The 13,384-nt window shown below is 57.4% G+C and carries 10 protein-coding genes; 4 read left to right on the plus strand and 6 right to left on the minus strand.

The genetic code is table 11. The features are described 5' to 3' along the window. Window positions 1–74 precede the first annotated feature (74 nt). The 3 genes from icd to clpA all read left to right on the plus strand — a co-directional run bounded on the left by icd (window position 75) and on the right by clpA (window position 4,331). Window positions 75–1,328 (plus strand): NADP-dependent isocitrate dehydrogenase, encoded by a 1,254-nt coding sequence (gene icd / locus WA157_RS08015; protein ID WP_422620444.1) that lies wholly within the window; start codon window positions 75–77, stop codon window positions 1,326–1,328. A 167-nt stretch (window positions 1,329–1,495) separates the two neighbouring features. Continuing rightward, the gene (clpS, locus tag WA157_RS08020) at window positions 1,496–1,858 is read left to right on the plus strand and encodes an ATP-dependent Clp protease adapter ClpS (RefSeq protein ID WP_422620445.1); all 363 of its coding nucleotides are present in this window, start codon (window positions 1,496–1,498) and stop codon (window positions 1,856–1,858) included. A gap of 145 nt (window positions 1,859–2,003) precedes the next feature. Continuing rightward, on the plus strand, window positions 2,004–4,331 hold the full coding sequence (clpA, locus tag WA157_RS08025) for an ATP-dependent Clp protease ATP-binding subunit ClpA (protein ID WP_422620446.1): 2,328 nt from the start codon (window positions 2,004–2,006) through the stop codon (window positions 4,329–4,331). Window positions 4,332–4,341: 10 nt separating this feature from the next. On the opposite strand, the gene WA157_RS08030 is transcribed toward clpA, so the two are convergent. From WA157_RS08030 to WA157_RS08055, 6 genes are all read right to left on the minus strand, one after another. Then, window positions 4,342–5,385 carry an extracellular solute-binding protein gene (locus WA157_RS08030; RefSeq protein ID WP_422620447.1) on the minus strand — a complete coding sequence of 348 codons (1,044 nt, stop codon included), beginning with the start codon at window positions 5,383–5,385 and terminating at the stop codon, window positions 4,342–4,344. 68 nt (window positions 5,386–5,453) lie between these two features. Continuing rightward, window positions 5,454–6,062 (minus strand): chromate transporter, encoded by a 609-nt coding sequence (locus tag WA157_RS08035; protein WP_422620448.1) that lies wholly within the window; start codon window positions 6,060–6,062, stop codon window positions 5,454–5,456. Continuing rightward, on the minus strand, window positions 6,059–6,658 hold the full coding sequence (locus WA157_RS08040; protein ID WP_422620449.1) for a chromate transporter: 600 nt from the start codon (window positions 6,656–6,658) through the stop codon (window positions 6,059–6,061). Before WA157_RS08040 ends, WA157_RS08035 begins: the two co-directional genes overlap by 4 nt. A gap of 3 nt (window positions 6,659–6,661) precedes the next feature. After that, window positions 6,662–7,978, minus strand: a complete 1,317-nt coding sequence (locus tag WA157_RS08045; protein ID WP_422620450.1) for an HD-GYP domain-containing protein — start codon at window positions 7,976–7,978, stop codon at window positions 6,662–6,664. A 125-nt stretch (window positions 7,979–8,103) separates the two neighbouring features. Then, window positions 8,104–10,263, minus strand: coding sequence for a 3-hydroxyacyl-CoA dehydrogenase NAD-binding domain-containing protein (locus WA157_RS08050; RefSeq protein ID WP_422620451.1), 2,160 nt, complete (start codon window positions 10,261–10,263; stop codon window positions 8,104–8,106). Between the two features lie 65 nt (window positions 10,264–10,328). After that, window positions 10,329–11,534: an acetyl-CoA C-acetyltransferase gene (locus WA157_RS08055; protein ID WP_422620452.1), complete on the minus strand. Its 1,206-nt coding sequence runs from the start codon at window positions 11,532–11,534 to the stop codon at window positions 10,329–10,331. 127 nt (window positions 11,535–11,661) lie between these two features. Between WA157_RS08055 and WA157_RS08060 the strand changes: the two genes are divergently transcribed. Continuing rightward, window positions 11,662–12,825 carry an acyl-CoA dehydrogenase family protein gene (locus tag WA157_RS08060; RefSeq protein WP_422620453.1) on the plus strand — a complete coding sequence of 388 codons (1,164 nt, stop codon included), beginning with the start codon at window positions 11,662–11,664 and terminating at the stop codon, window positions 12,823–12,825. Window positions 12,826–13,384: the final 559 nt, after the last annotated feature.

Consider the following 13,384-nt stretch of genomic DNA (forward strand, 5'->3'; position numbering starts at 1 on the left):
AGGAAAAGGCAATTTCGGGTGGTTTCGGCTTCAATTTGTTCACAAATTCAACCAACTCATGGAGAAGTAGCTACATGTACCAGCACATCAAGGTTCCCTCAGAAGGCCAAAAAATCACCGTCAATGCCGATATGTCGTTAAACGTCCCCGATCAGCCGATCATTCCTTTTATTGAAGGTGACGGCACCGGGTTGGACATCACACCGGTGATGATTAAAGTGGTGGATGCGGCAGTGACCAAGGCGTACGGTAGCAAGAAGAAGATTCACTGGATGGAAGTTTATGCGGGTGAAAAGGCGACCAAGGTCTATGGTCCCGATGTCTGGTTCCCGACTGAAACGCTGGACGCTTTGCGTGACTATGTGGTGTCCATCAAAGGCCCACTGACAACCCCAATCGGTGGCGGTATTCGCTCGCTCAATGTCTTTATGCGTCAGGAGCTTGACCTGTTTGTCTGCCTGCGTCCGATTCAGTATTTTGAAGGCGTACCCAGCCCCGTCAAAGAGCCGGAAAAAACCAATATGGTGATCTTCCGTGAAAACACCGAAGACATCTACTGCGGCATCGAATTTGAAGCCGAATCGCCCAAGGCAAAAAAACTCATCAAGTTCCTGCAGGATGAGCTGGGTGTCACCAAAATCCGCTTTCCCGGTACCTCAGGCATCGGCATCAAACCCGTGTCGCGTGAAGGGACTGAGCGCTTGGTACGCAAGGCGATTCGTTACGCGATTGACAATGACAAGCCCAATGTCACACTGGTGCATAAGGGCAACATCATGAAATTTACCGAAGGTGCTTTCCGTGACTGGGGTTATGCCTTGGCGCAGAATGAGTTTGGTGCCGAACTTATTGACGGCGGACCCTGGTGCAAATTCAAGAGCCCCAAAACGGGCAAAGAGATCATCGTGAAAGACTGCATTGCGGATGCCTTCCTGCAACAAATTTTGTTGCGCCCGGCTGAATACAGTGTGATAGCGACCTTGAACCTGAATGGGGACTACATTTCTGACGCATTGGCGGCTCAAGTGGGTGGCATCGGCATTGCTGCCGGGGCCAACCTGTCTGACTCGGTCGCTTGCTTTGAAGCCACTCACGGCACTGCCCCCAAATATGCTGGAAAAGATTATGTGAATCCAGGTTCTGAAATTCTGTCGGCTGAAATGATGTTACGCCACATGGGCTGGTTTGAAGCTGCCGATGCCGTCATCAAGTCGATGGAGCGCTCTATCAAGAGCAAGAAAGTGACGTACGATTTCGCTCGCCTGATGGACGGTGCGACCCAGGTCAGTTGCTCTGGATTCGGCCAGGTGATGATCGACAACATGTAAGTACAGCCTGCTTGCTGCCGGTGAGGCTTGACCTTCTCCGGTATTCAAACCGCTCTGGCTTATCGGCTGTGAGCGGTTTTTTTTGTTTTCGCCGCTTGAATGTTGGCAGACTGGCACCAATTCACCTTGGCAGCGCAGTGCAGCGGTACGCTCGATAGAATTAAAGCATGGCAACCAAATCACCCGTAATTCCCAATGTGCCGCTGGTTCAGGAACCTGATGGGGACGAGGGCGGCGCCGTTGTACTTGAACGGCGAACGCAGAAGACCAAGCCCCCTCACATGTACCAAGTTGTCATGCTCAATGATGACTACACACCCATGGAATTTGTGGTGGTGGTGATCCAGGAGTTTTTTGGCAAGGATTTGGAGGCGGCAACGCGGATCATGCTCAAGATTCACCTCGATGGCAAAGGCGTTTGTGGGGTTTACTCGAAGGACGTGGCCGCCACCAAAGTGGATCAGGTACTTGATGCGGCAAACAAAGCTGGGCATCCGTTAAAGTGCATCAGCGAGCCCGTTGGTTTTTAGATATCTTTGTGGGACAGCCCGTGGCTGGGCGGTATCTGGTCCCGCTCAGCCCCTGATCGATAGGGACATCTTGGCAACTCTTCGGAATTAATATTGAAATCGGATTACAGTTAATCATCAAAGTAAAGGCTATAAAGGAAATCACATGATTGCCCAAGAATTGGAAGTCAGCCTTCACATGGCATTTGTTGAGGCGCGCCAGCAGCGTCATGAATTCATCACGGTTGAGCACCTGTTGCTCGCCTTGTTGGACAACCCCAGCGCAGCTGAGGTGCTAAGGGCCTGCTCGGTCAATATTGATGATTTGCGCAAATCTTTGGCGAACTTCATCAAGGACAACACGCCTCAGGTAGCTGGTTCAGATGACGTCGACACACAGCCCACCTTGGGGTTTCAGCGTGTAATTCAGCGTGCCATCATGCATGTGCAATCCACTGGCAGTGGCAAGAAGGAAGTCACCGGCGCCAACGTGTTGGTTGCCATCTTCGGTGAGAAAGATTCCCACGCGGTGTACTACCTGCATCAGCAGGGTGTGACCCGACTTGACGTGGTGAACTTCATCGCGCACGGCATCAAGAAAAGCGATCCGCCGGAGCCAGCAAAGTCGGGTGAGAGTCAAGCTGAAAGCGAGGAGGGTGTCTCTGAGAAAAATGAGAAATCGTCTCCACTGGAGCAGTACACGCAAAACCTCAATCAGTTGGCCAAAGACGGCAAGATCGATCCGTTGATAGGTCGCGAGTATGAAGTTGAGCGTGTTATTCAGATTTTGTGCCGCCGTCGCAAGAACAATCCCCTGTTGGTAGGCGAGGCCGGTGTCGGGAAAACGGCCATTGCCGAAGGCTTGGCTTGGCGTATCACGCAAAAAGATGTGCCTGAAATTCTGGCTGAGTCCCTTGTTTATTCACTCGACATGGGTGCTTTGTTGGCTGGCACCAAGTACCGAGGCGACTTTGAGCAGCGGCTCAAAGGGGTGTTGAAGTCCTTGAAGGACAAACCGAATGCCATTTTGTTCATTGATGAGATTCACACCTTGATTGGTGCAGGGGCGGCGTCGGGGGGGACTCTGGATGCGTCCAACCTGCTCAAGCCGGGTTTGAGTTCCGGTGCGCTCAAATGCATTGGTGCGACCACCTTTACTGAATATCGCGGTATTTTCGAGAAGGACGCCGCACTGTCTCGTCGTTTCCAGAAAATTGACGTGGTTGAGCCGACCGTTGAGCAGACGGTAGAGATTCTCAAAGGCCTCAAATCCCGTTTTGAAGAACATCACAACGTCAAGTACGCTGTGGCGGCATTGCAGGCTGCCGCCGAGTTGAGCGCCAAGTACATTAATGACCGACATTTGCCAGACAAAGCCATCGACGTCATCGACGAGGCCGGTGCAGCCCAGCGCATCTTGCCCCCCTCCAAACGCAAGAAAATCATCGGCAAGGCTGAAGTGGAGGAAATTGTGGCCAAGATTGCCCGGATTCCTCCCGCCAATGTGTCCAATGATGATCGCGGCAAGCTCAAGACGCTGGAACGGGATCTCAAGAATGTCGTCTTTGGGCAAGACAAAGCGCTTGACATGCTGGCGTCGGCCGTGAAGATGGCACGTTCCGGCTTGGGCAAGGGCGACAAGCCAATCGGGTCATTCCTGTTCAGCGGTCCCACGGGCGTAGGCAAAACCGAAGCCGCCAAGCAGCTCGCTTACATCATGGGTATTGACCTGATTCGCTTTGACATGAGCGAATACATGGAGCAACACGCTGTGAGTCGCCTCATTGGCGCGCCGCCCGGCTATGTGGGTTTTGATCAGGGTGGGCTGTTGACGGAAGCTATCACCAAGAAGCCACATTGCGTGCTGTTGCTTGATGAGATTGAGAAGGCGCACCCGGCGATCTTCAACGTGCTGTTGCAGGTGATGGACCATGGCACGTTGACGGACAATAATGGCCGTAAAGCCGACTTCCGCAACGTCATCATCGTCATGACGACCAACGCTGGTGCAGAGACCATGAACAAGACCGTCATGGGGTTCACCAATGTGCGCGAGGCGGGCGATGAGATGGCCGATATCAAACGGCTGTTTACACCGGAATTTCGTAACCGGCTGGATGCGGTCGTCAGCTTCAAGGCACTCGATGAGATTGTCATCCTGCGGGTGGTCGACAAGTTCCTGCTGCAACTGGAAGCCCAGTTGGCCGACAAGAAGGTTGATGTGACCTTCACCGATAAATTGCGCAAACACCTGGCCAAGAAGGGCTTTGATCCACTCATGGGTGCGCGCCCCATGCAGCGTTTGATTCAGGACACCATTCGCCGCGCGCTGGCTGACGAATTGCTTTTTGGCCGCCTGACCGACGGTGGCAGACTGACAGTCGATCTCGACGACACGGATGAGAGCAAGACCGACGTCTTGCTGGATATTCAACCCTTGTCGAAGAAAGAAGGCAAATCCAAACCAGAGGCGCAGGAGGCGACGATCGGCTAGGAGAATAATTTCATCTGAACCCAACCCGGTCAAGCATTTGCTGAACCTTGACCTGGTTCATCCCCACCACACTGATGGGGATGGTTTCACTCTTGAAGCTGCCACCGGTCATGGCCTGCAAGGCCGGGTTGTTGATCTTGACGCCTTTAGCCACCGGCCATTCGTTATTGCCGTTGGCAAACTGGTCCTGCGCTGGGGCGCTGGCCAGGTACTCCAAAAATTTGACAGCGTTGGCTTGGTTCTTGGCATGTTTGGCCACCGCGCCACCCGCGATGTTGACGTGGGTTCCCCACGACGCCTGGTTGGGGAACACAACACCGACCCGTTCAATGATGGCTTTGTCCTCAGGCTTGTCCGAACGCATGATGCGGGCCAGGTAGTAGGAGTTGGTCACCGCAATGCCACATTCGCCCGAGGCCACGCCTTTGATCTGGTCCGTGTCACCGCCTTTGGGCGTACGCGCCATGTTGTCGACCATGCCTTTGAGCCAAGCCTGTGTTTTCTCTTCACCCAAGTGCTCAAGCACGGCGCCAAATAGCGACAGGTTGTACGGGTGAGAGCCGGAGCGGATGCACAGTTTCCCCTTGTTTTTGGGGTCGCCCAGTTCTTCGTAGGTATCGACATCCTGTTTCTGAACGTTGTCCTTGTTGTACACGATGACACGGGCACGGGTTGAAAAACCGAACCACTGGGAAGCGCCGTCCGCAGTGGTTTTGCCGTGCAGTTGAGCGGGAATGGCCTCAGTCAATATTTTGGACTTAATGGGTTGGAAGAGCCCTTCAACTTCACCTTTCCATAACCGCGCGGCATCGACCAACAAAATGATGTCGGCAGGCGATGCGGTTCCTTCTGCCTTCAGGCGCGCGAGTATGCCCGCATCGTCGGCGTCAACCCGATTGATCTTGATGCCCGTGGTCTTGGTGAAGGTGCTGTAAAGCGCCTCGTCCGATGGGTAGTGACGGGCGGAGTAGATGTTGAGGATCTGGTCTTGCGCCGATACAGCAGTGCAGGCGAACAAGATGGCGCATGCTGCAGGGATGTGTTTTTTGATCATGTCGTGTGAACTCCAAAAAAATGAAGAATCAATGCTATCACAAATGCGAATGATTATCAATAAAACACCTACAACCAGCCGAACCATCCTGATAACCCGCCGGCCGCCAGCAACCACAGCAAATGCAGCCGGGTGCGCCAAACCAGCAGGGCGCTCGCTCCGGTGAGCAGCCACACCGGCCAGTTATTCAACGAGTTGTCGTGGCCGGTCGCCAGAATCCAGCCGGTCGCCAGCAGCAGCGCAATCACGATTGGCGCCATCCCTTGTTTGAAGGCGCGCACCCACTGCAGCTCCCTGTTTTGATGGCCCCAGCGGGCGGCCACGAAGGTCAGCATTGTGCTGGGCAGCATGATGCCCAGCATGGTGAGAACGACTCCGAGCAGGGCGTAGACCCACGACAGCGAGCCTGCTCCCATGCCGCCGCCGGCGTTCAGACCCACGTTCCAGCCCAGCAATGCAACAAACAGCACGTTGGGACCCGGTGCGGCCTGTGCCAGCGCGATGGAGGAGTTGAACTGGTTGTCGCTCAGCCAGTGCTGTTCGATCACCAGGTAGCGGTGCATGTCGGGTGCGGTGGTGATTGCGCCCCCGATGGCCAGCAGAGACAGCGACAGGAAATGGCTTAGCAAGGCCAGCCAATCGGTGAATGTCAGATTCAGCGTCAGGCTCGCAGTCACTCTTTGGCCCCCCGAGCCTGGACTTTGCCCAGTTGCCGGTGAGCCCAGACACAGGCCAGCGTCCCCGCACCCAGCAGAACCCACGCCAGTGGCACATGCAGCAAGGCAATAGCTATAAAAGTAATAGCTAATAGCGACCAGCAGACGGGGGCTCCCATGATATTTCTCTTCAAGGAGCTGATGAGTTTGAGTCCGGTGCCGGCGATCAGACCCGCCGCCACCGCACCCATGCCCCGCAGCGCGCCTTGAACGCCCGGTGAATCAGCAATGCCAGCAAACAGCGCGGCCAGCGCCAGCACAATCAGCAGCGGAAAGGCCAGCATGCCCGCCACCGCCGTCAAAGCGCCACGCCAGCCAAAGTAGCGGTCACCAATCATCATGGACAGGTTGACGACATTGGGGCCCGGCAAAATCTGCGCCACTGCCCAGTCCTCCATAAACTCCTCGGGTGTGAGCCACTGCTTCTCTTCGACCAACTCGCGTTGCACGATCGCCAGCACGCCGCCAAAGCCCTGCAGGGCCAGTCGTGTGAATGACCAGAACAAGTCAGTCAGGGAGCTTGGACGCGGCGAGGCGCCATCTTGATGCGCAGCCACAGACTACTCCGTGTCGCGCAGTTGCGCGGACGCAATGCCGTTGATACCGACCACCAGGGTGTCCACCCGGTCCAGCCACGCTTGCAGCTGATCCGGATAATGGGCATCGGCCTCAATGTGCCAGCGCCGCCGGGTCTGGCGCGCAAGCGATCGCAGTTGCCAGGCGGCTTCCTGTGCCAGCAGTGTCAACTCCAACTGAAGAAAATCGTCCAGCGTATCGTCACCCAATTGTGCCAACTGCTGCGGTGCCACGCCGACGCCGGCCAATGTGCGGCGCAGTTGTGCCGACTGCTCCGCCAATGCAGCCAGGTTTGCCTGGCGCGGCGCACTCAGGTCCGCGCGCTGGGTCAGTTCGGTCGGCCATTCGGACAGGGTGGCGTCGATTTCCATGAGGCGACTCACAGGATCAGCCATCACTGCCAGACCCTTGCTCTGCAGTTCAGTTTGCGGCTCTATGTTTTGCATCACCTGCTCGACCAGTGCCACGTCATAGCGATGCATGTTCATGCGCAACAGCACCCAAAGCCGCAACTCGGATGCCGCTTCGTTGGACGTCAACATGGATGTGACCAGCTCACCCAGCGAGAGAACGCGACCCAAGGGGCTGATCGCTTCGCCCGCGAGATTGCCAGGATAGCCCGATCCGTCGAGGAACTCATGGTGCACTTTGATGGCTTGCAGCAGGTCACGCGGATATTCGTGGTGGCGCTCGATCAGCACCTCGGAGACCAGTGGGTGTGAGTAGAGCTGTCGCGTTTGATCGTGACCAATGGCGCTCTGCGGCATGAGCAGGAGCGGGTCGAGATGCAGCATACCGATGTCATGCAACAATCCCGCGGCGCTCGCCACGCTGACGTCAAAGCGCGACACCATCAGGCCCTGCGTCATCCAGGCGGCAAAGAGCGCCATCAAGATTGAGTGGCGAAACAGCACCGGGCGCACCTCATAGGCCAGCGCCAATTGAAACGCGACAGGGCTGGGCAATGGCAGTTTCGTCAGCGCGTCCAGCATCAGGCTGCGCGTCTTCGTGTTGGCGCCGATACGCTCAAAGAAAGGCACGTCGCGCATCACCTGTTCGGCGTGCACACGTAAAAATTGTCCGGTGACGGTGGGCGTGCTGGCCACGGATTGTTCAATCGGCACCGTCAGCTTGTGGGCCATCAGCCGCTCGTACAGCCCCGCATTGACCTGAACGCCCTTTTCAATGATCTTGACGCCGCGATCATTGAAAATCGCTTGTGTCGTCACCACTGGGCGTTTTTCACCGAGTTCGGTGACCGCCTTGGTAAAGTGTTTGGGGTCAGTGGCGATATCGGTCATCACAGCATTTTTACAGATATACGGGTAGTGGCCGATCCAGGTCAATGACTGTGCGCACTTCGCCAGCCCATTTCTTCTACCCGCGACGACACCGCAGGAGGCGATGCGTCTGACGGCGCTGTATGTCAATAAACAGGCTGGTAGCGTGTGATCGCTGCCTTGACTTCGTCCGTCAGTGCAAAACCGGCCCCGAACCGGGCTGCCAGCGCGTCTGCCCGGTTCACAAAGGCGTCCATCCCCATGCCATAGATGAACTGCATGGCACCACCGGTCCAGGCCGGGAACCCAATGCCGAAGATGGAGCCGATGTTGGCGTCATGCACGCTGGTGAGCACGTTTTCGCTCAAACAGCGCGCCGTCTCCACCGCCTGACGATAGAGCAGGCGGTCTTTCAGGTCGGTGATGTCCCACTGAACATCGGCTTTTTCAAACAGCGGTTTGAGTTGCGGCCAGAGGAATTTTTTGACGCCTTTCTCAGCGGGGTATTCGTAGAAGCCGGCGCCCCCCGCGCGGCCGGGCCGCTGGTGTTCCTTCACCAGGCTGACGAGCAGCGCCTCGCCCGGGCTGGCCACATAAGTTCTGCCCTCGGCTTCGAAGTCGGCGCGGGTTTGTTCCATCACATGCAGACTCAGCGTCAGTGAGGTTTCGTCCAAAACCGCCAGCGGTCCGACCGGCATGCCACACTGAATGCCCGCATTTTCGATGGCTGCCGCTGGAATGCCTTCACCCAGCATGGCCACGCCTTCCATGACAAAGGTGCCAAACACACGGCTGGTAAAGAAGCCACGCGAATCGTTCACCACAATGGGCATCTTGCCGATGGCCTGCACGTAGTCATAAGCCCGCGCCACGGTGTCGTCACTGGTTTGCCGGCCACGAATGATCTCGACCAGCTTCATCTTGTCCACCGGGCTGAAGAAATGAATGCCGATGAATTTGTCCGCAGCAACACTGGCCTTGGCCAGGCCGCTGATGGGCAGCGTGGAGGTGTTCGACGCAAAGAAGCCACCGGGCGCCAGCATGGGCTCGGCCTCCTGGGTGACTTTGGCCTTGAGCTCCCGGTTTTCAAACACCGCCTCGATGATCAGGTCACAACCCGCCAGATCCGCCACTTGGTCGGTGGCGTGAATGCGCTCCAGAATGGTTTGCTGGTCGGCAGCGCTCATGCGGCCATTGTCCACGCGCGCCTGGGTGATCCGGGCGCTGTAAGACTTGCCCAGATCAGCCTTGTCCTGACTTACATCCTTGAGCACGGTGGTGATGCCTTTGCTGGCCTGGGCAAAGGCAATGCCCGCACCCATCATCCCGGCACCCAGCAAACCCACCTTGGCCGGTTTGAAGCGCGGGGCATTTCCCGGGCGCGACTGGCCGCTCTTGATGGCGTTCAGGTTGAAGAAAAAGGTATTGATCATGGCGCGGGCGTTGCTGCCGGTCATGAGCTTGGCCAAGTACCGGCTCTCGATACGCAACGCCGTCTGGATATCGACTTGCAGCCCCTCGACCATGCAGGCCATGATGGCTTCGGGCGCCGGGTACAGGCCGCGCGTTTGCTGCTTGATCATGGCGGGAGCCACCACCAGCATTTGGGCTACAGCCGGGCTGGAGGGCAGGCCGCCGGGCACCTTGTAGCCTTTGGCTTCCCAGGGGTGCTGGGCGCTGGGGTTGGCGGCAATCCAGGCCAGTGCCTTGGTGCGCATCTCGGTGGCGGCTGTGTCGCCCGGTGCGACCAGCTCATGCACCAGTCCCAGACTCTTTGCTTCCTTGGGCGAGAAAGTCTTGCCTTCCACCAGGTAGGGTTGTGCACCCATCAAACCGAGGTGGCGCGTCATCTTGGTCACGCCGCCCGCACCGGGCAGCAGGCCCAGCGTCACTTCAGGCATGCCAAACTGGGTTTTGCTGTTGTCAATCGCGATGCGGTAATGGCCCACGAGTGCGACTTCCCAGCCGCCGCCCAGAGCGGTGCCGTTGAGGCAACTCACCACCGGCTTGCCCAGTGCCTCCAGCGTGCGGAAGTTTTTCTTGATCAGTTCGATCTCGGTGAAGATGGCGCTGGCGTCCGAGGGCTTGAGCCGCATCGCGCCCTTCAGATCAGCGCCTGCAAAGAAGGTGGACTTGGCCGATGCCAGGATGATGCCTTTGATCGCGTCCTGGTCCTTCAGAACCTGCGCAACGAGGGCCGACATGTCTTGCTGCCATTGCAGGCACATGGTGTTGACGGGAGAGTTGGGTTCGTCAAAGATGATGGTGGCAACGCCGTCTTGTAATTCGTATTGGATGGTTTTCATGGTAATTTTGCTATTAAATAAGTAGCGTACTTCGCAATGAATACGGGGGCTAAGGCCTTGTTTTGTTAAATTCTTTCCACAATCGTGGCAATCCCCATGCCGCCGCCCACGCACAGCGTGACCATGCCGTAACGCAGCTGGCGCCGGTGCAGCTCGTCAATCACGGTGCTGATGAGCATGGCGCCGGTGGCGCCCAGCGGGTGGCCCATGGCAATGGCGCCGCCATTGACGTTGACCTTGTCATGCGGCACCTTCATTTCTTTCATGAAGCGCATCACCACCGCAGCAAAGGCCTCGTTGATTTCAAACAGGTCAATCTGGTCAATTCTCAAGCCGGCTTTGGCCAGCGCCTTGCGCGCGGCCGGCATTGGGCCGGTCAGCATGATGGTCGGGTCAGCGCCGCTCAGGGCCGCGGCCACAATGCGCGCGCGGGGTGTGAAGCCGTGGGTCTTGCCAGCGGCCTCTGAGCCAATCAACACCGCTGCGGCACCGTCCACAATGCCGCTTGAGTTGCCGGCGTGGTGCACATGGTGGATGCGCTCCACCTGCGGGTAGCGGGTGAGGGCGACCTGGTCGAAACCCATGCCGCCCATCTGCTCGAACGCGGGCTTGAGCGAGCCCAGGCCTTCGAGTGTGGTTTGCGGTTTGATGAACTCGTCTTGCGCCAGAATGACCTGGCCCAAAAAGTCTTTCACGGGTACCACTGAACGGTCAAAGTAGCCACTGGCACGCGCCTGGGTGGCGCGCTTTTGTGATTCCAATGCAAACGCATCCACGTCCTGGCGCGAAAAGCCTTCCAGCGTGGCAATCAAATCGGCGCCAATGCCCTGCGGCACAAACCCGGTGACCGAATTGGTTTCGGGGTCCATCGCCCAGGCGCCGCCGTCCGAGCCCAGCGGCACGCGGCTCATGCTCTCGACGCCACCAGCCACCACCAGTTCTTCCCAGCCTGAGCGCACTTTTTGCGCCGCCAGGTTCACCGCTTCCAGGCCGGAGGCGCAAAAGCGGTTGATCTGCATACCGGCGCAGGTGAAGTCCCAACCGGCCTTGAGGGCTGCCACTTTGGCAATCACCGCGCCCTGGTCGCCCACAGGCGACACCACGCCCATGACCACGTCATCCACCTTGGACGTGTCGAAGTCATTGCGGTGCTGCAACTCGGTCAGCACACCGGCCAGCAGATTGACGGGCTTGACCTCGTACAGGCTGCCGTCTTTTTTGCCTTTGCCGCGCGGCGTGCGGATGGCGTCATACACAAATGCTTCAGTCATGGGGTCTCCAATTGAAAATCAATTTCAAGAAAATGGGGTACTGCGAATTGTCGGAATGCAGTATATTGCTTTTCGCAAAGCGATTGCTTTGTATAAATAGTCCAATTCACGTTAACCAGGTGACGCCATGATCCAGAGAACCCTTTTTACGCCCGACCATGAAGCCTTTCGCGACAGCTTTCGCCGCTTCATCGACAAGGAGATTGCCCCCTTTCATGCGGACTGGGAGGAGCAGGGTTATGTGGATCGTGCGGTTTGGAGCAAGGCCGGTGAGAACGGTTTTTTATGCATGACCGTGCCGGAAGAATACGGTGGCGCGGCAGCCGACAAGCTGTACTCGGTCGTGCAACTGGAAGAAATTGGGCGTGCCGGGTTCACAGGTATTGGCTACGGCTTGCATAGCGAAATCGTGGCCCCCTATGTGCTGCACTACGGGACGGAAGAACAAAAGAAAAGATACCTGCCCAAACTGGCGAGCGGAGAAATGATTGGCGCCATCGCCATGAGCGAGCCCGCCGCAGGCTCGGATCTGCAGGGCATCAAGGCCACTGCCATTCAGCAAAGTGACGGCAGCTACTTGCTCAACGGCAGCAAGACCTTCATCACCAACGGCTGGCACGCCGATCTGGTGATCGTGGTGGCCAAGACCAACCCGGCCGCAGGTGCCAAGGGCACCAGTTTGCTGCTGGTGGAGCGTGGCATGCCAGGCTTTTCAGTGGGCAAGCGCTTGAAAAAAATGGGCATGAAAGCGCAGGACACGTCCGAGCTCTTTTTTGACAATGTGCGCGTCCCGGCCGACAACCTGCTGGGTGGCCCGGCGCACGAAAACCGGGGCTTTATTTGCCTGATGGAGCAGTTGCCGTGGGAGCGCCTGCAAATCGCCATCGGCGCCATCGCAGCGTCGCAGGCCGCCATTAACTGGACCGTGGACTACGTCAAGGAGCGCAAAGTGTTCGGCCAACCGGTGGCGGCCTTCCAGAACACGCGTTTTACCCTGGCGGAATTGCAGACCGAGGTCCAGATCGCGCAGGTGTTCATCGATAAATGCACCGAACTCCTGATGACGAATACGCTGGACACCGCCACCGCCAGCATGGCCAAGTACTGGTGTAGCGATTTGCAGTGCAAAGTGATGGACGAGTGCGTGCAGCTGTTTGGCGGCTATGGCTACATGTGGGAATACCCGATCACGCGCGCCTACGTCGACGCGCGTCCGCAACGCATCTACGGCGGCACCAACGAGATCATGAAGGAGGTGATTACGCGGGCGATGGGGCTGGGTGGCAAATAGGCCGCATCGGGCCCACACTTCTCAGCATTCAGGTGGCACGAGCACCCGCGTTCAAATGACGGACGTGTGGGTGGGCGATGTGCTCAGGTTTCCCCACTGCGAGCTACGGTAACGCAGCCGCGCGAGCCTTGCTACAAGTTCAACGCCGTCATGGGCTTCAGTGGCGCCGCCCGGGCCACGGCATAAAACGGTTGCTGCGGGTTATATCTGGCGGTGGACCAGCCGGGGCCCTTGCTTGCCGGCGAGACCTTCGACCGGCTGCCTGGTCCGGCCCCGCCTGCGTATCACAGAGATGTCCGACGCCAGGATGTTCAAGCACCTGCGCTGAAACGATTCGGAATTGAATGTGGCGAGCATCCGCATCGTCCGTTCATAAATTCCCATCACTCATGATATGGGTCAAAAGGCGCGAACCAGGCAGTCCGGGGATTAAGAACTTATCCGTAAATAGTGGATAATGACTTTCCATGCGCGATGACCGCGTGTGGAGGGAAGATGGCCAAGGCGAAAGCATGGGAAGTTACCGACGAATTTTGGAAGCGAGTAGAGCCGTTGATCC

Origin of the sequence: Rhodoferax ferrireducens, from assembly GCF_049302455.1 — a bacterium.
GTDB lineage: Bacteria > Pseudomonadota > Gammaproteobacteria > Burkholderiales > Burkholderiaceae_C > Rhodoferax > Rhodoferax ferrireducens_B.

Bases quoted from the DNA above. Each gene is read 5' to 3' on its own strand.
- icd (WP_422620444.1), top strand. From the start codon at position 75: ATGTACCAGCACATCAAGGTTCCCTCAGAAGGCCAAAAAATCACCGTC.
- clpS (WP_422620445.1), top strand. From the start codon at position 1,496: ATGGCAACCAAATCACCCGTAATTCCCAATGTGCCGCTGGTTCAGGAA.
- clpA (WP_422620446.1), top strand. From the start codon at position 2,004: ATGATTGCCCAAGAATTGGAAGTCAGCCTTCACATGGCATTTGTTGAG.
- WA157_RS08030 (WP_422620447.1), bottom strand. From the start codon at position 5,385: ATGATCAAAAAACACATCCCTGCAGCATGCGCCATCTTGTTCGCCTGC.
- WA157_RS08045 (WP_422620450.1), bottom strand. From the start codon at position 7,978: ATGACCGATATCGCCACTGACCCCAAACACTTTACCAAGGCGGTCACC.
- WA157_RS08050 (WP_422620451.1), bottom strand. From the start codon at position 10,263: ATGAAAACCATCCAATACGAATTACAAGACGGCGTTGCCACCATCATC.
- WA157_RS08055 (WP_422620452.1), bottom strand. From the start codon at position 11,534: ATGACTGAAGCATTTGTGTATGACGCCATCCGCACGCCGCGCGGCAAA.
- WA157_RS08060 (WP_422620453.1), top strand. From the start codon at position 11,662: ATGATCCAGAGAACCCTTTTTACGCCCGACCATGAAGCCTTTCGCGAC.